20 protein-coding genes are annotated in these 18,775 nt (G+C 70.6%); 13 read left to right on the top strand and 7 right to left on the bottom strand.

Annotated features, from left to right (window positions below):
- Nucleotides 1-37: 37 nt before the first annotated feature.
- The 3 genes from ABFJ78_RS39925 to ABFJ78_RS39915 all read left to right on the top strand — a co-directional run bounded on the left by ABFJ78_RS39925 (nt 38) and on the right by ABFJ78_RS39915 (nt 2,180).
- Complete coding sequence (locus tag ABFJ78_RS39925; RefSeq protein WP_436392660.1) at nt 38-232, top strand: DUF3046 domain-containing protein; 195 nt, start codon at nt 38-40, stop codon at nt 230-232.
- A 240-nt stretch (nt 233-472) separates the two neighbouring features.
- Nucleotides 473-1,519: a recombinase RecA gene (gene recA, locus ABFJ78_RS39920; protein ID WP_372668675.1), complete on the top strand. Its 1,047-nt coding sequence runs from the start codon at nt 473-475 to the stop codon at nt 1,517-1,519.
- 115 nt (nt 1,520-1,634) lie between these two features.
- The gene (locus tag ABFJ78_RS39915) at nt 1,635-2,180 is read left to right on the top strand and encodes a regulatory protein RecX (RefSeq protein ID WP_372668673.1); all 546 of its coding nucleotides are present in this window, start codon (nt 1,635-1,637) and stop codon (nt 2,178-2,180) included.
- A gap of 313 nt (nt 2,181-2,493) precedes the next feature.
- On the opposite strand, the gene ABFJ78_RS39910 is transcribed toward ABFJ78_RS39915, so the two are convergent.
- From ABFJ78_RS39910 to edd, 4 genes are all read right to left on the bottom strand, one after another.
- Complete coding sequence (locus ABFJ78_RS39910; protein ID WP_436392658.1) at nt 2,494-3,813, bottom strand: MFS transporter; 1,320 nt, start codon at nt 3,811-3,813, stop codon at nt 2,494-2,496.
- 17 nt (nt 3,814-3,830) lie between these two features.
- Complete coding sequence (locus tag ABFJ78_RS39905) at nt 3,831-5,798, bottom strand: PEP/pyruvate-binding domain-containing protein (protein ID WP_436392657.1); 1,968 nt, start codon at nt 5,796-5,798, stop codon at nt 3,831-3,833.
- Nucleotides 5,799-6,002: 204 nt separating this feature from the next.
- The gene (gene eda, locus ABFJ78_RS39900; RefSeq protein WP_436392656.1) at nt 6,003-6,608 is read right to left on the bottom strand and encodes a bifunctional 4-hydroxy-2-oxoglutarate aldolase/2-dehydro-3-deoxy-phosphogluconate aldolase; all 606 of its coding nucleotides are present in this window, start codon (nt 6,606-6,608) and stop codon (nt 6,003-6,005) included.
- Nucleotides 6,605-8,494, bottom strand: coding sequence for a phosphogluconate dehydratase (gene edd / locus ABFJ78_RS39895; protein ID WP_436392655.1), 1,890 nt, complete (start codon nt 8,492-8,494; stop codon nt 6,605-6,607). Before edd ends, eda begins: the two co-directional genes overlap by 4 nt.
- 249 nt (nt 8,495-8,743) lie before the next feature.
- Here edd and ABFJ78_RS39890 point away from each other — a divergent pair, with 249 nt between their 5' ends.
- The 6 genes from ABFJ78_RS39890 to ABFJ78_RS39865 are packed head-to-tail and all read left to right on the top strand — an operon-like array spanning nt 8,744 to nt 14,233.
- Nucleotides 8,744-9,031 (top strand): hypothetical protein, encoded by a 288-nt coding sequence (locus tag ABFJ78_RS39890; protein ID WP_436392654.1) that lies wholly within the window; start codon nt 8,744-8,746, stop codon nt 9,029-9,031.
- Entirely contained in the window at nt 9,028-9,852 is an 825-nt protein-coding gene (locus ABFJ78_RS39885; RefSeq protein ID WP_436392653.1) for a hypothetical protein, read from the top strand. Before ABFJ78_RS39890 ends, ABFJ78_RS39885 begins: the two co-directional genes overlap by 4 nt.
- 51 nt (nt 9,853-9,903) lie before the next feature.
- Nucleotides 9,904-11,820, top strand: coding sequence for a fumarate reductase/succinate dehydrogenase flavoprotein subunit (locus tag ABFJ78_RS39880; protein ID WP_436392652.1), 1,917 nt, complete (start codon nt 9,904-9,906; stop codon nt 11,818-11,820).
- A complete protein-coding gene (locus ABFJ78_RS39875; protein WP_436392651.1) occupies nt 11,817-12,569 on the top strand; it encodes a succinate dehydrogenase/fumarate reductase iron-sulfur subunit in 753 nt (250 codons plus the stop codon). The genes ABFJ78_RS39880 and ABFJ78_RS39875 overlap by 4 nt, the downstream gene beginning before the upstream one ends.
- Nucleotides 12,570-12,596: 27 nt before the next feature.
- Entirely contained in the window at nt 12,597-13,121 is a 525-nt protein-coding gene (locus tag ABFJ78_RS39870) for a GNAT family N-acetyltransferase (RefSeq protein WP_436392650.1), read from the top strand.
- The gene (locus ABFJ78_RS39865; protein WP_436392649.1) at nt 13,118-14,233 is read left to right on the top strand and encodes an amidohydrolase family protein; all 1,116 of its coding nucleotides are present in this window, start codon (nt 13,118-13,120) and stop codon (nt 14,231-14,233) included. The genes ABFJ78_RS39870 and ABFJ78_RS39865 overlap by 4 nt, the downstream gene beginning before the upstream one ends.
- On the opposite strand, the gene ABFJ78_RS39860 is transcribed toward ABFJ78_RS39865, so the two are convergent.
- Entirely contained in the window at nt 14,217-14,399 is a 183-nt protein-coding gene (locus ABFJ78_RS39860; RefSeq protein ID WP_436392648.1) for a DUF397 domain-containing protein, read from the bottom strand. The genes ABFJ78_RS39865 and ABFJ78_RS39860 overlap by 17 nt on opposite strands.
- A 3-nt stretch (nt 14,400-14,402) precedes the next feature.
- Complete coding sequence (locus tag ABFJ78_RS39855) at nt 14,403-15,254, bottom strand: helix-turn-helix domain-containing protein (RefSeq protein WP_436392647.1); 852 nt, start codon at nt 15,252-15,254, stop codon at nt 14,403-14,405.
- Between the two features lie 254 nt (nt 15,255-15,508).
- Here ABFJ78_RS39855 and ABFJ78_RS39850 point away from each other — a divergent pair, with 254 nt between their 5' ends.
- From ABFJ78_RS39850 to ABFJ78_RS39835, 4 genes are all read left to right on the top strand, one after another.
- Nucleotides 15,509-16,441 carry a DUF4037 domain-containing protein gene (locus tag ABFJ78_RS39850; protein WP_436392645.1) on the top strand — a complete coding sequence of 311 codons (933 nt, stop codon included), beginning with the start codon at nt 15,509-15,511 and terminating at the stop codon, nt 16,439-16,441.
- Nucleotides 16,434-17,108, top strand: coding sequence for a YoaK family protein (locus ABFJ78_RS39845; protein ID WP_436392644.1), 675 nt, complete (start codon nt 16,434-16,436; stop codon nt 17,106-17,108). Before ABFJ78_RS39850 ends, ABFJ78_RS39845 begins: the two co-directional genes overlap by 8 nt.
- A 111-nt stretch (nt 17,109-17,219) precedes the next feature.
- Nucleotides 17,220-17,609, top strand: a complete 390-nt coding sequence (locus tag ABFJ78_RS39840) for a hypothetical protein (RefSeq protein WP_436392643.1) — start codon at nt 17,220-17,222, stop codon at nt 17,607-17,609.
- A 29-nt stretch (nt 17,610-17,638) separates the two neighbouring features.
- Nucleotides 17,639-18,031, top strand: a complete 393-nt coding sequence (locus ABFJ78_RS39835; protein ID WP_436392642.1) for a hypothetical protein — start codon at nt 17,639-17,641, stop codon at nt 18,029-18,031.
- Between the two features lies 1 nt (nt 18,032).
- Here the strand turns inward: ABFJ78_RS39835 and ABFJ78_RS39830 are convergent, their stop codons facing one another.
- Nucleotides 18,033-18,770, bottom strand: coding sequence for an SDR family NAD(P)-dependent oxidoreductase (locus tag ABFJ78_RS39830; RefSeq protein WP_436392641.1), 738 nt, complete (start codon nt 18,768-18,770; stop codon nt 18,033-18,035).
- Between the last annotated feature and the right edge of the window lie 5 nt (nt 18,771-18,775).

Here is an 18,775-nt window from a genome sequence, read left to right as displayed (position 1 = left end):
AACGGACCGTTCGCCCCCGCCGGTTAGAGTGGGTTCGATGCGGATCACGGTTTTCCGGCGGCTGATGGCCGAGGAGTTCGGCCCCGGGCGGGCCCAGGTGCTGGCCAGGGACCACGTGCTCAGCGGGCTCGGCGGCCGCACCGTCGACCAGGCGCTGACCGCGGGAATCCCGGCCAAGGAGATCTGGCGAGAGGTCTGCGACGCCTTCGACGTCCCCCGCGAACGGCGCTGACCTGGGCATATCCCCAAGGGTCCGACCCGGGTGGGCGAAAAATCCTACCGCAAGGGTGTGTCGGTGCCGACCTCGAACAGGTGTTCGTCTATGGTGTTGTCCACATCGGGTCCAGCGATCCACAGATTGGGCGCCGCGCCTGGAATTGTCGGTCCCCGCCGCTAGCGTCGGACCGGACAGCTGAAGAACCGACACAGAGCCCCCGGAGAGCCGGGGCTTCGACCAGCGAGGTGGACTTCCATGCCTGCAGCACCCGACAAGGACAAGGCGCTCGAGCTCGCGCTCGCGCAGATCGACAAGCAGTACGGCAAGGGCTCGGTGATGCGCCTGGGCGAGGACACCCGGCCGCCCATCGCCGTGATCCCCACCGGCTCGATCGCCCTCGACGTCGCGCTCGGCATCGGCGGGCTGCCCCGCGGCCGGGTCGTCGAGATCTACGGCCCGGAGTCCTCCGGTAAGACGACGGTCGCCCTGCACGCGGTGGCGAACGCGCAGCGCGCCGGCGGCATCGCGGCGTTCATCGACGCGGAGCACGCGCTCGACCCGGAGTACGCGAAGAACCTGGGCGTCGACACCGACGCGCTGCTCGTGTCCCAGCCGGACACCGGTGAGCAGGCGCTCGAGATCGCGGACATGCTGATCCGCTCCGGCGCGCTCGACATCCTGGTCATCGACTCCGTCGCCGCGCTCGTGCCGCGCGCCGAGATCGAGGGCGAGATGGGCGATTCGCACGTCGGCCTCCAGGCCCGCCTGATGAGCCAGGCGCTGCGGAAGATCACCGGCGCGCTGTCCAACTCGGGCACCACGGCGATCTTCATCAACCAGCTCCGCGAGAAGGTCGGCGTCATGTTCGGCTCCCCGGAGACCACGACCGGTGGCAAGGCGCTGAAGTTCTACGCGTCGGTCCGCCTGGACGTGCGCCGCATCGAGACGATGAAGGACGCCGGCGAGGCGGTCGGTAACCGCACCCGCGTCAAGGTCGTCAAGAACAAGGTGGCCCCGCCCTTCAAGCAGGCCGAGTTCGACATCCTGTACGGCCAGGGCATCTCCCGCGAGGGTTCGCTGATCGACATGGGTGTCGACCAGTCCATCGTCCGCAAGTCGGGCGCTTGGTACACCTACGAAGGCGACCAGCTCGGCCAGGGCAAGGAGAACGCGCGCCGGTTCCTGCGCGACAACCCGGACATCGCCAACGAGATCGAGAAGCGGATCAAGGAGAAGCTCGGCATCGGCCCGCAGCTCGACGCGGACGCCGTCGAGGCCGTCCCGGCGCCGGTCGACTTCTGAGAGAGGCGTCGAGGATGGCCCCCGGACCCCCGCCAGGGGGCAGGCCCCTGGACCCCCGGCCGTGGTCGCGTTTCGACTTCGGGCGCGGGTTGGTGAGTGCTGAGGAGTGACGTAAGTGGCGAGGGCGCCCAAGGTTCCGCCGGCCGAGTTGCCTCCCGAGGAGCGGTACAAGAAGGCCAAGGAGATCTGCTTCGATCTCCTGGCCGCCCGGCCGCGCACCCAGGAGGAGCTGCGGCAGGCGTTGCACCGCAAGGGGTTCGACGAGGAGACCAGCGAAACCCTGCTCGGCAAGCTCGACCGGGCGGGGCTGGTCAACGACGAGGAGTTCGCCCAGCTGTGGGTGAAGTCCCGGCACGCGAACCAGGGCCTGTCCCGCACCGCGCTGGTGGCCGAACTGCGGCGCAAGGGCGTCGACGGTGAGGTCGCCGCGCAGGCGGCCGGCGAGGTCGACCGCGAGTCCGAGGAGCAGATGGCCAGGGAACTGGTCCGCAAGCGCCTCGGCTCGCTCGGCAACGTCGACGAACAGACCGCCCTGCGGCGGCTGCTCGGCTTCCTCGCCCGCAAGGGCTATCCGCAGGGGCTGGCATACACGGTGATCAGGGAGGAACTCCGCGAGTACGGCGCGGAGTCCACCCTGCTCGACGACGCCGTCATCGACTGACCGGCGGCCGCCGGGGCCGGTTTGGCGGTCGGGGCGGCCCGGCCAGCGGCGGGTGGGCGCCCCGGGTGCCTGGGTGGCGGGGCGGCCGCATGGCGGCTTGAAGCTGCGGTGCCCGGCTGGGCGGCGGCTCGCGAGCGCCGGTGCCAGGCAGGCCGCGCCCGGAGCCGGTCGCCGGGTCGGCTCGGGTGAGTGCGCGAGCGCCGGAGCCGGTCGCCGGGTCGGCTCGGGTGAGTGCGCAAGCACCGATGCCCGGAGCCGGTCGGCTGGGGTGAGTGCGCAAACACCGGTGCCCGGAGCCGGTCGCCGAAGTCCGTCAGCGGCGGACTTCTCCCACCTGGTGCTGCACGCGGAGTTCCGGGCCGGCCGGCGGGAGGCCCGCGCCGGCCTGGCCGGGGCGGCGGGCGGTCGGCACCCGGCGGTCCGAACGGTGCTTGCGGACCGCCAGCAGCAGCACCGCGAGCAGCCCCATCACCACGCACGTGACCACCGCCGACAGCACCAGGAACTCGTCGAGCTGCCCGGCCGCCAGGTACGCGCCCAGGGCCACCGCCACCAGGGCGCACGCCGCGCGGTCCACAATGGACTCCATCGACAGGAGCGTCGCGCGGTGGCGGGAGTCCGGGATGGAGTCGTTCAGCAGCTGCTTCTGCACCGGGAACGAAATCCCCGTCGCCACCGCGAAGACGCACAACAGGACCACCGTCGGGAAGGAGCCCACGAACACGACCACCCCGAGGCACACCGCCATCACGATCGTCAGCGTGAACACCGACCCCACCGGGCCGATCGCGCGGCGGAGGCGATGGGGGCGGGCCGCGCCCAGGGCCTCGAAGACCGTCATGGCGGCCAGCACCGCGCCGTACCAGTTCACCGACAGCGACTTCGACTCCAGGATCGGCTGGAACAGGTTCACCTGGCAGATCCGGACCAGCGTGAACATCGCGATGCCCTGCACCATCAGCAACACCAGCCACCGCGACGAACGCGCCGCCGACAGCGCGCCGCCGACACCGGCCACCAGCGACGCCGTCTTGCCCGTGACCCGGCGGCCGCCGGGGATCGGCGGGAGCTTGAGCGCGAACAGCAGGGCCACGCCGGCGTTGAGCGCCGTCAGCCAGTACGGGGAAGGGAGGTTCCACGCCATCAGCAGGCCGATCACCGGCCAGTACACGATCTTGCCGACCAGGCTGTACGCGCGGCCGACGCCTTCAACGCGCAAGTAGTGCTCACCGGCGCCGGACGCGTGGAGGTACTCGTACAGGTACGCGCTCTGCGCGCCGGACACCAGTGACCGCGCCAAGGCGATCAGGATGAAGTGGACCAGGAACCCGGTGTACGAGCCGAGGAACACCGGCACCAGGTTCGCCGCCACGAGCACGCCGGCGCCGGCCGTCAGCGAGGTGCGGTAGTCGAACCGGTCGGCGAGCATCCCGGTCGGGATCTCCAGCAGGCAGAACACGACGTAGTAGATGCTCTGGATGCCGAAGATCTCGCCGTCGGACAGGCCGACGAGCTTCTGGTACTGGTAGAAGATCGGCACCCACAGCAGCAGGCCGAAGAAGAACTGGAACCCGTAGGTCAGCCGGACGGTGCGCCGGACGGCGGGGTTCGCGGGCAGGCGAAGGCCCAGCATGACGGTTTCTCCCGAACTCAGGCGGAATACGGACGCAGCTGCACGAGGTGGAGGTGCTCGCCGTCGGCGAGCCACTCGACGTCCACCGGTGAGCCGAACGTGTAGTCGGGCGAGAAGTGGCCCTGCAGCAGGCGGCCGGCGATCGCGAGCCGCTGCAATTGGTCGTGCGCCCGCGGGTCGAGATCCGCCGTGGCGTCGCCGAGGGACACCGTGCGGCCGCCGCCTTCGACCGTCGAGTACAGGTATTGCATGGGCAGCGCCGAACCCTCGACGACGTCGGTCACGCGCGGCGACACGTTGACGTACACCGTGCGGAAGTCCGCGCGGTTCATCGGGTTCGTCGTCACGAGCACGCCGCCGAAGTCGGCCGCGACCTGCTCCTGGATCACCACGCCCATGTAGCACTCGTCGAGGGAGATCCCCGCCTGGTGCCGCAGCCGGACGCTCCGCACTGACACCAGCGACGCCCACACCTCCTTGACGCTGGCGAAGATCCGCTCGGCCGTGGTGACGTGGTTGAGCGACTCGTAGATCCCGGCCGCCGAGAACCCCGCCAGGTCTTCGGCGTTCGAGGAACTGCGCACGACGAACGTCCGGACCCCGGCGAGCTGCGACACCAGCGCGGAGTCGATCTCCCCGGCGAGCGCGCCCGGCAGCCGCGCGGACCGGATCAGGCCCTGCAGCTCGACGCACAGCGGCTCGATTTCGCGGGCGTCCAGCTCCAGGGCCATCTTCAGCTTGCCGATGGCCTGCTGGATCCGCGGCGACGACTCGAGGAACCGCCGCTGCAGCGAGAACGGCAGCGCGATCCCACGTGGCACGCGGACGCGCTCGTCCAGGAGCCGGTGCGCGGCCGCGGTGAGGTCGGAGCCCGAGGGGACGTCCAGCAGCCGGGCCAAGTACGGCAGCAGGTTCTCCCGCGGCGGGCGCGGCACCTGGTAGAACCCGAGCAGCCGCTGCGAACCGTGCGCCAGCACGTGGTGCAGCTCGCCGAGGTTGGCCGCCTTCGTCCCGTACCGGTAGCGGTCGGTCGCGCGCAGCCGGTTCAGGTTCACGATCGGGCCGGCCCCGGACTCCGGCTCCTCCAGCGTGACGCGCTGGGCGTACCACTTCGGCGGCGAGGCCGACGCCGGCTCGGCGACCTCCCGCAGCGTGAGCCCCTGAGCGTCCACTGTGTACTCGACCCACTTGCCGTCGAGGCCGCGCCGCTCGATGTCGGCCACGGCGCCGACCTGCACGGCGTTCGGGATCTGCCAGCCGGTGGCAAGGACGTTGGTGTGCGACAGCGGGGTCGTGTGGCGGGCGTTGACGATGCCGGACAGGCGCGGGATGTCGTCGGGGACGCGGTCCATCACGATGATGTCCGACCACTCCAGCGTCGCGGTGCGGTACTCGGCCTCGGTGCGGAACGCGCGCAGCCGGCCGGTCGCCGTGCCGGGGTTCAGCGCGACGAACGGCGCCGTCGAGAACAGCTCATGCGCGAACACCCGCGGCAGCTCGCCCGGCGGGATCTCCCGGACGATCCGCTCCTGCAACTGGTTGGCCGGCTTGAACACCAGCGGCAGCGCCGGGTCGACGTACCGCGCGACGAACGCGTGGAACTCGCGGATCAGCGCGGCCGGCATCGTGTCGACCTCGACTGTCTCCAGCGAAAGCAGCTGCGGGTGGCGGGCGAGAATGCCGAGCAGGAACCGGCGGTCCGGGGCGTGGTAGAAGTCCTGGTTGTAGGAGTCGATCTCCGCGCGGACCCGTTCTTCGGGAATGCCGAGGATCTCTTCCCCGATATAGATCGCGTGAAAGGAATGGCGGGCGTCGTTCAGGAAGTGGATCACCGCGTTTTCGCGGTCGACCACGACCTTGACGAAGGAATAGCCGCCGAGGGTGCCGCCCAGCTGGTGGAGGGCGGACAGCGAAAGGCGTTCGCCGACGAGTGCGGCGACGTTCTCGGGGGCAGGACTGGGGGCGACCACATCGGTCAGGGACACCGGATCTCCTCGCTCGAAACAGCGAGGGGGAACGATAACAGGCCGGTAAATCACCCACCGAGGCCGCGATTGCTCCATTCAGCGGGATTCATGACCGCTGCCACACCCGCTCGGAGCACCGTTCCAGAAAGCTGGAACGGTGCTCCCGGAATGCGGACGCGCATTCCGCCGTTCGGGCGCGGCGATGACGCGGGGTGATCTCCGCTACAGCTGCGCGGCTTCGGCGGCCAGCTTTTCGATCGTGGCGGGGTCGAGCGACGCCGTCAGCCACGAACCGCCGATGCAGCCGACGTTCGGCAGCGCCAGGTACGACGGCGCCGACGCGACCGTGATCCCGCCCGTCGGGCAGAACTTCAACGACGGCAACGGGCCCGCGATCGACTTCAGGTACGCGATGCCGCCGGACGCCTCGGCCGGGAAGAACTTCAACGCCGTGATGCCGCGCTCGGCCAGCCGCATCGCCTCGGACACCGTGCTCGCGCCGGGCAGGAACGGCAGCCCGGTCTCGAAGCACGCGTCGACGACCGCGTCGGTGCAGCCCGGCGTCACGAGGAACTTGGCCCCCGCGTCCGCCGCCTGCTTCGCGTGGTCCGCCGCCGTGACGGTGCCGGCGCCGATGACGATGTCCGGCACCTCGGCGGCGACGCGCTCGATCGCCGACAACGCCGCCGGGGTGCGCAGGGTCAGCTCGATGACCCCGATCCCGCCGGCGAGCAGGGCCCGGGCCGTGGGGACCGCGTCGTCGGCGTCGTCGATCACCACGACGGGCATCACGGGGGACAGCTCGAGCAGGTCCTGACCGGTGGTCACTGACCGACCTCCTGGATTGTGAAAGCGGGCATTCCGAAGTGCTCCGGCGTCAGCGGTCCGAACACCGAAGCGCCCTGGTCAGCGGGGCCGACCGCCCGGCGCAACGCGGCGAACAGCTCTCGGCCGGTGCCGGTCCAGGATGCTTCGGACGGCGGTGCGTCCACAAGCTCACGGCGGGCGAGTTCTTCGTCACCGACGAGCACGTCGAGGCTGCCGGTGGCCGCGTCGAGCCGGATGACGTCGCCGTCCGCGATGCGCGCGATCGGGCCGCCCGCCGCGGCTTCCGGCGTCACCTGGATCGCGGCCGGGATCTTGCCCGACGCTCCCGACATGCGGCCGTCGGTGAGCAACGCCACGGCGTGCCCGCGGTCCATCAGCACGCCCAGCGCCGGCGTGAGGCCGTGCAGCTCCGGCATGCCGTTGGCCCGCGGCCCCTGCTGCCGGATCACCACGACGACGTCGCGATCCAGCTCGCCCGCCTCGAACGCGGCCTTGAACGCCTCCTGGGTGGTGAACACCCGCGCCGGCGCCTGGACGACCCGGTGCTCGGGCGCCACCGCCGACACCTTGACCACCGCGCGGCCGAGGTTGCCCTCGACCATCCGCAGCCCGCCGTCCGCGGCGAAGGGGCGCCAGACCGGGCGAAGCACGTCCTCGTCGAGGCTGCGGGTGGGGACGTCGCGCCAGACCAGCTCGCCGTCGGACAGGATCGGCTCGGCCCGGTAGCGGTGCAGCCCGAACCCGGCGACCGTGTGCACGTCCTCGTGCAGCAGCCCGGCGTCGAGCAGCGTGCCGACCAGGAACTGGATGCCGCCGGCGGCGTGGAAGTGGTTGATGTCGGCGCTGCCGTTGGGGTAGACCCGCGCCAGCAGCGGCACGACGGCCGAGAGGTCGGAGAAGTCGTCCCAGGTCAGCTGGATGCCGGCGGCCGCGGCGATCGCGACCAGGTGCATCGTGTGGTTCGTCGAGCCGCCCGTGGCGAGCAGCGCGATGACGCCGTTGACGAACGCCTTCTCGTCGAGGATCCGCGAGACCGGCGTGTACTCCTCGCCGCGCGAGATCGCGACGATCCGTCGGCCGGCTTCTTCGGTGAGCGCCTGACGCAGCGCCGAGCCGGGCTGGACGAAGCTGGCGCCGGGCAGGTGCAGGCCCATCACCTCGACGACCATCTGGTTCGAGTTGGCTGTGCCGTAGAAGGTGCAGGTGCCGGCGGAGTGGTAGGACGCTGCTTCGGCGTCGAGGAGGTCTTCGCGGGTCGCGAGGCCCTCGGCGTACAACTGCCGGACGCGGGCCTTCTCCTTGTTCGGCAGCCCGGAGTTCATCGGGCCGGCCGGGACCAGGACGGCGGGCAGGTGCCCGAACGACAGGGCGCCGATCAGCAGGCCGGGCACGATCTTGTCGCAGACGCCCAGCAGCAGCGCCGCGTCGAACATGTCGTGGGAGAGCGCGATCGCCGTCGACATCGCGATGACCTCGCGGCTGAACAGGGACAGCTCCATGCCCGCGCGGCCCTGGGTGATGCCGTCGCACATCGCGGGCACGCCGCCTGCGAACTGGGCGACCCCGCCCGCGGTCCGCACGGACTTCTTCAGCCACGCCGGGTACTCCTGCATCGGCTGGTGCGCCGACAGCATGTCGTTGTAGGACGAGACGATCGCGACGCCGGGGGCGCGCGCGGCTCGCAGCGCTTCCTTGTCGACGCCGTCCATGGCGGCGAAGCCGTGGGCGAGGTTGCTGCACGCGAGGCCGCGGCGGACCGGGCCTTCTTCGTGGGCGGCGGCCATGCGGCCGAGGTAGGCGGTGCGGGTCGCGGCACTGCGGGCGGCGACGCGCTCGGTGACGTCGGCGACGACTCGGTGCAGCTTCGTGGTGGGGGTGGGGCTCATGTCCGGCTCCGGATCACTGGTGTGGGGTGGTCCGCGGGACGGCAGCGCTGACGCCTCTGGGTCGTGACACTGGCCACAGTACCTCGGGAAAACGCCGAATCAAAATCGATTCAGAAGATCGACCCGCGTGACCCCGATCACCCCCAGAACCGTTAGTGTGCTAGTTGTCACACTGCACGACGCACGGTAAAGCCGTAGAGGGCGAGTGATCGCCCGGCTCCGCCGGCCCCACCACACCCGGGAGGATTGATGTCCACCTCCGAGATCGCCGAGCTGCGGCGAACCATCGGCCAGCTCAGGCAGTGCGTCGGCGCACTGCGCTCTCGTTACGGCGACGCGTCGGCCGTCCGCCGGCTCGCCAACGACGTGGAGCGCCTCGACATCGATACCGCGGACCTCGACGGCACGCCGCTCGCGGTGCCCGCCCAGGCGAAGGCGGCCGAACGCGTCCCCGTACCGGACACCCCGTACGACCCGTCCTTGTGGCACGGCGCCGATGACGAAGGCGTCGGCGGCTACCAGCGCGACCAGCGGTGAGCGCTCCGGCTGACAACGGCGTCGGCACCGGCGTCCGGGCCCCCAAGCGGGCCCGGATCGCCGAGCGCACCCTCCGGACGGACCGGTGGTGGCTCCAGCCGCTGCTGACCGTGCTCGGGCTGTCGGCGTTCATCATCTACGCGACGGTCCGGTCGTTCGTGCGCACCGCGTACTGGGTGCCCGACTACCACTACCTGACGCCGTTCTACTCACCCTGCCTGTCCACGTCCTGCGTCGAGGGCTCGAGCCACTTCGGCCACTGGTTCGGCGACCTGCCCGGCTGGATCCCGCTCGGGTTCGTCGTGCTGCCGTTCCTGCTCGGGTTCCGCCTGACCTGCTACTACTACCGCAAGGCCTACTACCGGGCCGTGTGGTTCTCCCCGCCCGCCTGCGCTGTCGCGGAACCCCACGCGAAGTACACCGGCGAGACGCGGCTGCCGCTCATCATCCAGAACGTCCACCGCTACTTCTTCTACGTCGCGCTGATCGTCTCGCTCGTCAACACCTACGACGCGATCACGGCGTTCCACGGGAAGACCGGCGGCTTCGGGTTCGGGCTGGGCAACATCATCCTGCTCGGCAACGTGATCCTGCTGTGGGCGTACACGCTTTCCTGCCACTCGTGCCGGCACGTGACCGGGGGCAGGCTGAAGCACTTCTCCAAGCACCCGGTGCGCTACTGGATCTGGACCAAGGTCTCGAAGCTCAACACCCGGCACATGGCGCTGGCCTGGACGACGCTCGGCACGCTGGTGCTGACCGACTTCTACGTCATGCTCGTCGCCAGCGGCGCGATTTCGGACCTGAGATTCGTCAACTAGCGCACCCCTCTCCCAGCAGCCAAGTCCCCAGTTCCGAGGTGGAATTCTTCTATGACCGAGGTCGAACGCCACAGCTACGACGTGGTGGTGATCGGGGCCGGTGGCGCCGGTCTGCGTGCGGTGATCGAGGCGCGCGAACGCGGTTTCCGCGTCGCCGTCGTGTGCAAGTCCCTGTTCGGCAAGGCGCACACGGTGATGGCCGAGGGCGGCTGCGCGGCGTCGATGGGCAACGCCAACTCGAACGACAACTGGCAGGTCCACTTCCGCGACACCATGCGCGGCGGGAAGTTCCTCAACAACTGGCGGATGGCCGAGCTGCACGCCAAGGAGGCGCCGGACCGCGTCTGGGAGCTGGAGACCTACGGCGCGCTGTTCGACCGCACCGCCGACGGCCGGATCAGCCAGCGCAACTTCGGCGGGCACACCTACCCGCGGCTCGCGCACGTCGGTGACCGCACCGGCCTCGAGCTGATCCGCACGATGCAGCAGAAGATCGTTTCGCTGCAGCAGGAGGACTTCGCCGAGACCGGCGACTACGAGGCCAAGATCAAGGTCTTCGCCGAGTGCACGGTCACCGAGCTGCTCACCACCGACGGCAAGATCGCCGGCGCGTTCGGCTACTGGCGCGAGAGCGGCCGGTTCATCCTCTTCGAGGCGCCCGCGGTCGTGCTCGCCACCGGCGGCATCGGCAAGTCGTTCAAGGTGACGTCGAACTCGTGGGAGTACACCGGCGACGGCCACGCGCTGGCGCTGCGGGCGGGCGCGAAGCTGATCAACATGGAGTTCGTCCAGTTCCACCCGACCGGGATGGTCTGGCCGCCGAGCGTCAAGGGCATCCTCGTCACCGAGGGCGTGCGCGGTGACGGCGGCGTGCTCAAGAACTCCGACGGCAAGCGGTTCATGTTCGAGTACGTGCCCGACGTGTTCAAGGGCCAGTACGCGGAAAGCGAAGAGGAAGCCGACCGCTGGTACGCCGACGCGGACAACAACCGGCGCACGCCGGACCTGCTGCCCCGCGACGAGGTGGCGCGCGCGATCAACTCCGAGGTCAAGGAGGGGCGCGGGTCCCCGCACGGCGGCGTGTTCCTCGACATCGCCAGCCGGTTGCCGACCGAGGAGATCAAGAAGCGGCTGCCGTCGATGTACCACCAGTTCAAGGAGCTGGCGGACGTCGACATCACGGCGGAGCCGATGGAGGTCGGCCCGACCTGCCACTACGTCATGGGCGGCATCGAGGTCGACCCGGACACGGCCGCGGCGAGCGTGCCCGGCCTGTTCGCCGCCGGCGAGTGCTCGGGCGGCATGCACGGGTCCAACCGGCTCGGCGGCAACTCGCTGTCGGACCTGCTGGTGTTCGGCCGCCGCGCGGGCCTCGGCGCGGCCGAATACGTGCTCGGCCTGACCGAGCGGCCCGCGGTCGGGCAGTCCGATGTGGACGCCGCGGCGAAGATGGCGCTCGCGCCGTTCGACCCGCCCGAGGGCGCCACGGCCGAGAACCCGTACACCCTGCACACCGAGCTGCAGCAGTCGATGAACGACCTGGTCGGCATCATCCGCAAGGCCGGCGAGATCGAACAGGCGCTGGTGAAGCTGGCCGAGCTGCGGGAGCGGATCCTGCGCGTGACGGTGGAAGGGCACCGGCAGTTCAACCCCGGCTGGCACCTCGCGATCGACCTGCGCAACATGCTGATGGTCAGCGAGTGCGTCGCGAAGGCCGCGCTGACGCGGACCGAAAGCCGCGGCGGGCACACGCGGGACGACTTCCCCGGCATGGACGCCGAGTGGCGGAACAAGCTGCTGGTGTGTTCGGCGACGGAGGGGGACAACCCGGTCGTCCCGGACATCGACGTCGTGGTCAAGGAGCAGGTGCCGCTGCGGCAGGACCTGCTGGAGCTGTTCGAATTCGGCGAACTCGGAAAGTACTACACCGACGACGAGCTCGAAGCGCACCCCGGGAGCAAGGCATGAGTTACAAGGCGAGTTTCCGGGTCTGGCGCGGCGACGACACGGGCGGCGAGCTGCAGGACTTCACGGTGGAGGTGAACGAGGGCGAGGTCGTCCTCGACATCATCCACCGGCTGCAGGCCACCCAGGCGTCGGACCTCGCGGTGCGCTGGAACTGCAAGGCGGGCAAGTGCGGCTCGTGCTCGGCGGAGATCAACGGCCGCCCGCGCCTGCTGTGCATGACGCGGATGTCGACGTTCACCGAGGAAGAGGTGATCACGGTGACGCCGATGCGGACGTTCCCGGTGATCCGCGACCTCGTCACCGACGTGTCGTTCAACTACACGAAGGCGCGGGAGATCCCGTCGTTCACCCCGCCCGCGGACCTGAAGCCCGGTGAGTACCGGATGCAGCAGGTCGACGTCGAGCGGTCGCAGGAGTTCCGGAAGTGCATCGAGTGCTTCCTGTGCCAGAACACCTGCCACGTGGTGCGCGACCACGAGGAGAACAAGGAGTCCTTCGCCGGGCCGCGGTACCTGATGCGCATCGCCGAACTGGAGATGCACCCGCTCGACGTCGCGGACCGGCGTGACGCGGCGCAGGACGAGCACGGCCTCGGCTACTGCAACATCACCAAGTGCTGCAGTGAGGTGTGCCCGGAAGGCATCCACATCACCGACAACGCGCTCATCCCGATGAAGGAGCGCGTCGCGGACCGCAAGTACGACCCGATCGTCTGGCTGGGCAACAAGCTCTTCCGCCGGGAGAAGTGAACCGGCTCCACCTGGCAAGGTGGAGGCATGGAGATCGAGCTTTTGCCGGCGTCGGCCGACAGCGCCGTGATCGAGCGGATCACGGCGCTGGTGAACCAGGTCTACGCCGAGTCCGAGAAGGGGTTGTGGCTGGGCAGCACCGACCGCACCTCCGCCGACGAGGTGGCCGGGTTCGTGCGGGCCGGGGAGATCGCCGCCGCTTTCGTGGACGGTGACCTCGCCGGGTCGGTGCGCGTCCAGCGGCTCGACGAGGCGACCGGCGAGTTCGGCATGCTGGCGGCCGACCCCGCGCGGCGTGGCCTCGGCGTCGGGCGGGAGCTCGTCCGCTTCGCCGAGCGGGCGAGCCGGGACGCGGGTTGTCGCGAGATGCAGCTGGAACTGCTGGTGCCGCGCGAGTGGACGCACCCGGCCAAGCAGTTCCTCGCCGAGTGGTACGACCGGCTCGGCTACCGCGTGACGCACCGCGCCGACCTCGCCGTGGACTACCCGCACCTGGCGCCGTCGCTGGCCACGCCGTGCGATTTCCTCGTCTACCGCAAGGCACTTGCGTGACGGTGCTCGCCGGGGCGCACGTGTTCGACCCCGAGACCGGCGAGACGACCCGCGCGGACGTCCGGCTCGACGGCAAGCGTATCGCCGAAGTCGGGCTGGGCCTCGACGGCCTGCCCGTCGACTGCTCGGGTGGACTGCTGATCCCGGGGCTCATCGACTGCCACGTGCACGTCGCGTTCCGGCGGCCCGAGCCGTTGCCGCGCAGCGCCCGGATTCTTGAGGCCGTGCCGGTGCTGCGGGGGTTGCTGGCGCGGGGGATCACGACCGTGCGGGACGCGTGGGGCGCCGACGCCGGGTTCAAGCACGCGCTGGCCCAGAGGTGGATTTCCGGGCCGGACCTGCTGGTCAGCCTGCGTCAGCTGGGGCCGACCGGCGGGCTCGGCGACGTGTGGGACCCGGCCGCGGGTGCCGTCGACAACTACGGCGACCCGTCGCTGCCGGACCCGGTGTTCGACGGACCGGACGCCGCCCGCGCGGCCGTCCGCCGGATGGTGCGCGCGGGCGCCGACTGGATCAAGGTCGGCGCGAGCGGCTCGATGCGGGCGGTCCGCGCGGGCGTGGACGTCCGCCCGACCGACGAGGAACTCGCCGCCGTGGTCGACGAGGCCGCCCGCTGCGGCCGCGACGTCCTGGCGCACGCGCACACCTCGGCGGCCGTGGTGTCGGCGGCCCGGGCGGGGGCGCGCAGCATCGAGCACGGCACGTTCCTCGACGACTCCGCCGTCGCCGCCCTGGCCGGCGCTTGGTACGTGCCGACGCTGGCGCCGATGAGCGACACCGAGTTCGCCCACCGGCACCGGCGTTCGCTGCGCCTCGCGGTGGAGGCGGGCGTCCGGATCGCCGCCGGTTCGGACCTGGCCCCGCGTCCCCATGTCGACTTGACGACCGAGCTGAGGTTGCTGGCCGCGGTACTGGGCGACGCGGCCGCGCTGAAGGCGGCTACCTCCGAGGCGGCGCGGCTGCTCAGGCTGGACGACGATCGGGGCCGGATCGAGCCGGGGTTGCGGGCGGATCTGGTGGTGCTGGACGGCGTGGATCTCGACGTGTCGGACCTGCCTGCGCGGGTGCGCGCCGTCTGGCACGACGGGCAACGGGTCAGCGAAGCGAGTTGAGGAGCTCGAACCACGCCCGGCGGGGAAAGGTAAGGTGCCCGGCGTCCGGGGCCTTGGAGTCCCGGACCGCGGTGACGCCTTCGTCGAGCGCGATCTCCACGCAGGTCTGGTGTTCCTGCCCTTCACTGTAGCTGCTCTTGAACCAGGTCCGGCCGTGGGACGTCATGGATCACTCCCTCATGCGTTCGTACTCGTCCGCAAACCGGACGAGCCACTCCCTCGATTGTTCCTCGGTAAGTGCCACCTGTTCCAGTCGCGTGATCAGGATGTAGAAAGCTTCGACGGCGACCCGGTCGTCCACGAACAAACCCGCTGTATAGGTCTCTTCGTAGACCACCGGCGGATGTTCGGGGAACTCCATCACGGTGAACGTCGTGGTGAGCACCCGGAACGTCGGGTCCGACTCCGGCACCAGGCGGATGACGCAGTGCGGTAAGTTGGTGGTGAGGACGAGGTTCTGCAGCTGTTCGTGCATGAGGTCCGGACCGCCCACGACCGAGCGCAGTGCCCGCTCGTGCACGAAGAACGTGCAGCGGGGCGGTTCTCGGCGTTGGAGCAGGTGCTGGCGATCCACGCGAGCCCGCGTCAGCACGCCCAGCCGTTCGGTGGTGTAGCGCCCGGTCAGTTCGAAACAGGTACGGACGTACTCCTCCGTCTGCAGCATCCCGGGGATCGCGGCCGGGCTGTAGTAGACGACCGCGTCCGCAAGGTTTTCCTGGATGATAAGGGATTTCATCGGGTCGACGAGCTTGTCGAAGTACGGCCGTACCCAGTACAGGTCACCCGGAGGTTTCGTCAGTTCGAGGAGCCTGGCGCGCTCGGCGGCCCTGGTGCCGCAGTGGGCGAGGTAGACCGCCGCGTCGATCGGTGAGATGCGGCGGCCGTTCTCCCACGCCGACACCTTCGACGCCGACCAGTCGGCGCGACGGGCCACCTCTCGCAGCGTCAGCTGCTTCAGTTCGCGTTGTGCCTTCAACTCCACGGCCATTTCGCGCGTGCGCACTGTGCTCTTTTCGGTCATGCCCGCACGCTAGAGGCGACCCCTGACAAAACAGCTCAAGCCGCGCAGGGATTCACCGCAAGGAGGTCAGTGTTCCGCCTGTGTGACAACAGATTCCGCTTGCGAAGCGCTGTGAAGCAGCTTCGCACGACGAAGCGCGCTTCGCTCGTTAGCAGGCCGACAAAGGGTTTGCCGGCGCTCGATCCGAAAGCCTATAAAGGCTGTCGCAATCCCGTCGGAGTATGCCGCGACGAAGTGGTCCTGGAGGTAAGGCGATGCACGTCCCCGGAATCGAGCTGAGCCGCCGGTTCTACGCCGAAGCGGTCGCGCCGGCCGTCGACGGGCCGCACACCGCCGCGCTGGTCGGGCCCGGCTCCGAGGTTCTCGGCTTCGACACCGCGCGCTCCACCGACCACGACTGGACCGCCCGCGTCTTCCTCTTCCTCCCGGAAGTCCGGGACGTCCCGATCCCGGGCACCTTCCGGAACCACCCGACGAAACTGGAAGTCGCGACGCTCGACGAGTGGGTCCGCGGCTTCCTCGGCTTCGACCCGCGCCACCCCGGCCGGCACGACTGGCTCGCCACCCCGACCCAGGTCTTCGCCGAGTTCACCGGCGGGGCGGTCCACCACGACGACCTCGGGTTCGAGGCGCTCCGGCGGCGCGTCGCCTGGTACCCCGGCGACGTCTGGCGGTACGTCCTCGCCTGCCAGTGGCAACGCATCGGCCAGGAGGACGCGTTCGTCGGCCGGTGCGGGGAGGCCGGGGACGAGCTGGGCTCGGCCGTCGTCGCGGCGCGGCTCGTGCGGGACATCATGCGGCTGTGCCTGCTGATGGCCCGCCGCTACCCGCCGTACAGCAAGTGGCTCGGGAGCGCCTTCGCGCGGCTGCCCGCCGCCGCGGCGTTGGCCCCGCACCTCACCGGTGCCCTCGCGGCGACGGACTGGCGGGAGCGCGAGCGGCACCTCGTCGCCGCCTGCGAGAACGTCGCCGGGCAGCACAACGCGCTCGGCCTCACCGACCCGGTCGACCCGCGCGCGAGCTGCTTCTTCGACCGGCCGTTCCGGGTGATCCACGCCGAACGGTTCGTCCGCTCCCTGGTCGGCGACACGCCGGTGATCGGGGCGATCGACCAGTTCGTCGACAGCACCGACGTGCTCGGACACCGCACGCTGACCCGCGTGGTGGTTGACTGCGCGCATGGCTGAACCGAAACCCCGCGACCTGGCCGCGCTGCTGCTGACGCTGACCGTCGTGACCGGCGTCGTCGACGCCGTCAGCTTCCTCGGGCTGGGCCGGGTGTTCGTGGCCAACATGACCGGCAACGTCGTGTTCCTCGGGTTCGCCGCGGCGGGGGAGACGACGCTGTCGGTGCTCGCGTCGCTGACCGCGGTGCTGGCGTTCCTGGCGGGCGCGCTCGCGGGCGGCCGGCTGGCCCGCCGCGACGACGACCACGACGCCCTCCGGCAGGCGACGGCGGTCCAGGCGGCGCTGGTCGCGGTGGCGGTCGTGCTGTCGGCGACGCTCGGGGCGGGCACGCGGCCGGGCAGCGAGCTGCTGATCGTCGTGCTGGGCGTGGCGATGGGCCTGCAGAACGCGGCGGTCCGCCGGATCGGCGCGCCCGACCTGACGACGACGGTCCTGACGATGACGCTGACGGGCTTCGCGGCGGACTCGAAGGCGGCCGGCGGTCCCGGGGCGCACCCGCTGCGGAAGGTGGCCGCGGTGGGGGCGATGTTGCTGGGCGCGCTGGCCGGTGGGCTGGTGCAGCTGCACGTCGCGATGTGGACGGCGCTGACGCTGGCCCTGGTGCTCATCCTCGGCGTGCTGGTGGTGCTGTGGCGGCAGCGCGGCCCGGTCGAGGACGCGGCCTGATTTCACGCCTGTGGGTGGCGTGGTTGACAGCGCGATCAAGATCGTCTTACGGTCGGTGGCCCGGAGCACGACCGCAGAGTCCCCACCGCGGAGCACGCCGAGGGGGCTTTCATGCGTTCGTCCACATTGTGCGTCCTGGTGGCCGTAGCCGCCGCGACGCTGCCGGGAACGGCCGCCGCGGCCACGGCGAGGATCCCGTGCACGCCACCGGGACCGCACACGACCGACACGACGTCCCTGACGCTCGTATCGGCCGGCGGTTCGCCGTGCACCGTCCTGCGGCTCATCGCCGGCCTGAACCTCGGCAGCGAAGCGCAAGGGCACTTCCACGTCTTCGGGCCGAACGGCGAAATCGCCACCAGCGCGGACAAGTTCTGGAGTTCGGGGGAGCAGTACCGCGTCGAGGTCGGTCAGGTCACCGGGGGCAGCCACCTCTGGTGCGTCGACTTCTGGACGCCCGCGAACAGCAAGCACGGGGAAACGAACTGCGTCGGTTTCTGAAGCCGGCGCGATCTCGAGGGGAGCTCACCATGGGGAAGGACCGTGTCCCGATCGTCCTGGGGTCGGTGGCCGTAGTGCTGGCGGCGACGACACCGGTCGCGTCGGCAGGCGAGGACGGCGGCAACTTCGGGGAGTGCGGCGTGCTGCCGGTGGCCACCCAGTGCTACATCGAAGCCCCGGGCTTCCCGGGCGGCAGCGTGGACATCGACATCGACGTGGTTCCCGCGCCCGGCGGCGAAGCGCTCCCGAACCGCTTCTTCCTGAGCGCGCCGGGCCAGCCGGACGTCTGCCAGGGGGAGTTCCGGGCGGGTGACCCGATGCGGACGTGGGCCTGCGGAGGCGGCGCGCTCCACGCCGGGACCCTGCAGCTGAACGTCGCCAAGCGCGACAACGAGTCCGTCAAGATGGTGCTGCGCTGGTAGGTCAGCCGAGGGCGCGGCCGCCGTCGACCAGCAGGCGCTGGCCCGTGACGAACCCGGCCTCCTCCGACGCGAAGAAGCTCACCGCCGCCGCGACGTCCTCGGGCGTGCCGAGCCGGCCCGCCGGGACCGAGGCGCGATACGCCTCGCGCTCCGCCTCGTCGACCTCGGCGTGGCGCTCCACCGGGACGAAACCCGGGGCCACCGTGTTGACCGTGATGCCGTCCGGGGCCAGTTCGCGCGCCCACGCGCGGGCCAGGCCGATCTGGGCGCTCTTGGCCGTCGCGTAGGCCGAGCGGCCGGGTGGCGGGCGGTCCGCGACCTCCGAGTCGACGTGGACGATCCGGCCGTGGCCGCGGGCCCGCATCCCCGGCAGCACCGCGTGCCCGAGGAGCACCGGGGACCGCACGAAGAAGTCCAGCTGCGCCAGGTGGTCCGGCCAGTCCACTTGGGACACCGGGGCCTCGGGCTGCGGGCCGGTCGCGTTCAGCACCAGCACGGTGATCGGGCCCAGCAGCGCGGTGACGCCGTCGACGAGCTCGCCGACCTGACGGCGGTCGGTCACGTCCGCGGCGAACGCCGCCGCCTTGCCGCCCTCCGCGAGGATGCCCTCCGCCGCCGTCTTGAGGTCGGCGTCGTCGTGGTGGCCGTTGACCGCGACGGCGAGCCCGTCGCGCGCCAGTCTGCGCGCGATCACCCGGCCGAGTCCGCGGGAGCTGCCGGTCACCAGTGCGACACCCATGCGCC

It is taken from the genome of Amycolatopsis sp. MEPSY49 (assembly GCF_051337345.1).
Classification (GTDB): Bacteria; Actinomycetota; Actinomycetes; order Mycobacteriales; family Pseudonocardiaceae; genus Amycolatopsis.
Note: the sequence above shows the minus strand (reverse complement) of the source record. Positions and strands in the feature narration are given on the sequence as shown.

Excerpts from the sequence above, each read along its gene's own strand:
- ABFJ78_RS39925 (WP_436392660.1), top strand. The coding sequence starts at position 38 with ATGCGGATCACGGTTTTCCGGCGGCTGATGGCCGAGGAGTTCGGCCCC.
- recA (WP_372668675.1), top strand. The coding sequence starts at position 473 with ATGCCTGCAGCACCCGACAAGGACAAGGCGCTCGAGCTCGCGCTCGCG.
- ABFJ78_RS39910 (WP_436392658.1), bottom strand. The coding sequence starts at position 3,813 with ATGCTGGGCCTTCGCCTGCCCGCGAACCCCGCCGTCCGGCGCACCGTC.
- edd (WP_436392655.1), bottom strand. The coding sequence starts at position 8,494 with ATGAGCCCCACCCCCACCACGAAGCTGCACCGAGTCGTCGCCGACGTC.
- ABFJ78_RS39890 (WP_436392654.1), top strand. The coding sequence starts at position 8,744 with ATGTCCACCTCCGAGATCGCCGAGCTGCGGCGAACCATCGGCCAGCTC.
- ABFJ78_RS39880 (WP_436392652.1), top strand. The coding sequence starts at position 9,904 with ATGACCGAGGTCGAACGCCACAGCTACGACGTGGTGGTGATCGGGGCC.
- ABFJ78_RS39875 (WP_436392651.1), top strand. The coding sequence starts at position 11,817 with ATGAGTTACAAGGCGAGTTTCCGGGTCTGGCGCGGCGACGACACGGGC.
- ABFJ78_RS39870 (WP_436392650.1), top strand. The coding sequence starts at position 12,597 with ATGGAGATCGAGCTTTTGCCGGCGTCGGCCGACAGCGCCGTGATCGAG.
- ABFJ78_RS39860 (WP_436392648.1), bottom strand. The coding sequence starts at position 14,399 with ATGACGTCCCACGGCCGGACCTGGTTCAAGAGCAGCTACAGTGAAGGG.
- ABFJ78_RS39855 (WP_436392647.1), bottom strand. The coding sequence starts at position 15,254 with ATGACCGAAAAGAGCACAGTGCGCACGCGCGAAATGGCCGTGGAGTTG.
- ABFJ78_RS39850 (WP_436392645.1), top strand. The coding sequence starts at position 15,509 with ATGCACGTCCCCGGAATCGAGCTGAGCCGCCGGTTCTACGCCGAAGCG.
- ABFJ78_RS39845 (WP_436392644.1), top strand. The coding sequence starts at position 16,434 with ATGGCTGAACCGAAACCCCGCGACCTGGCCGCGCTGCTGCTGACGCTG.
- ABFJ78_RS39840 (WP_436392643.1), top strand. The coding sequence starts at position 17,220 with ATGCGTTCGTCCACATTGTGCGTCCTGGTGGCCGTAGCCGCCGCGACG.
- ABFJ78_RS39835 (WP_436392642.1), top strand. The coding sequence starts at position 17,639 with ATGGGGAAGGACCGTGTCCCGATCGTCCTGGGGTCGGTGGCCGTAGTG.
- ABFJ78_RS39830 (WP_436392641.1), bottom strand. The coding sequence starts at position 18,770 with ATGGGTGTCGCACTGGTGACCGGCAGCTCCCGCGGACTCGGCCGGGTG.